The 1,057-nt window shown below is 46.8% G+C and carries 1 protein-coding gene; it reads right to left on the reverse strand.

Translation table 11 applies throughout. The features are described from left to right. Positions 1–39: 39 nt before the first annotated feature. Positions 40–1,057 (reverse strand): response regulator (locus tag R7Z50_RS24825; protein WP_318149393.1); only part of this gene is annotated, 1,018 nt, incomplete at its 5' end.

The raw sequence follows: 1,057 nt of genomic DNA on the forward strand, positions 1-1,057 counted from the left end.
AAATGCTCTGGCTTTTTTGTATGCAGTTTAATCAGAATGCTACTGATCTAGATAAAGTTTTGCAGTGGTGGGGACCTTAATCATTTCATCTTGCAGTTCAAACATTTCAGGTTCAATTTCTTCAATGCTGGCTCCTGAACGAAGTGCGTGTTCAAGCGTAGCACAGAGAGATTTTAGCCTTGGTACGCCACAATAAGAGCTACTGCCGTGCAGTTTGTGGATCACATGAATTAACTCTTCACGCGAATAATCGTCTTGCTCAAGTGCGTGGTCGACAACTTCTTCTACTTCTGGAATGAAATCGATCAACATACGCAGCATATCTTTGGCTAAATCTTCCTTATTAGCGCTCTGTTTCAATGCGGCTTGCCAGTCAATAATCACATCAGGTTGTGTGTTTTCAGCTGTAGCAGGAGCTTCACTTGCTGGTTCATCGACGTAGGACGGCGCAACTTTCCCTATGCTTTCTGTACAGGTATTCGGATTCCAGTGGACCAACACTTGTTGCAGTACATGCTCTTCAATTGGTTTGGTGAGGTAATCATCCATACCTGCGGCGAGCAGACGATCGCGCTCCCCGGCCATGGCGTGCGCGGTAACGGCGATCACTGGTGTGTCTTTGTTTACCTCAAGCTCTTTGATGTTCTGACAAGCGGTCACGCCATCCATTAATGGCATTTGGATGTCCATAAAAATCAGGTTGTATTTCTTCTCGGTAGCGAGATTTACGGCTTGCTGGCCATTGCTACAAGCCGTTACGGTTTCAACCCTTTCTTTCAGTAGTGCTGAAATCAGTTTTAGGTTTGCAGGGTTATCATCCACCGCGAGCACCGTCAGTGGCAGTCGTTCGCTTTCTTCTGTTTCAACTGGGGCGGCAATAGCTTGAGGTGCTTCAACATGTTCATTGATCAAACTTTGCAGCAGCTTACGGCGAGATAGCGGTTTGGTTAAGCACTGGATTTGATGCTCGGTCATGATTTGGTCGGCAAGCGCTAATTCGGTGCTCGGTGTACCCATGATGACACTTGGCGCCATGCGCTTAGCTTGCTCAATCCAA

It is taken from the genome of Vibrio sp. 1249-1 (assembly GCF_033340495.1).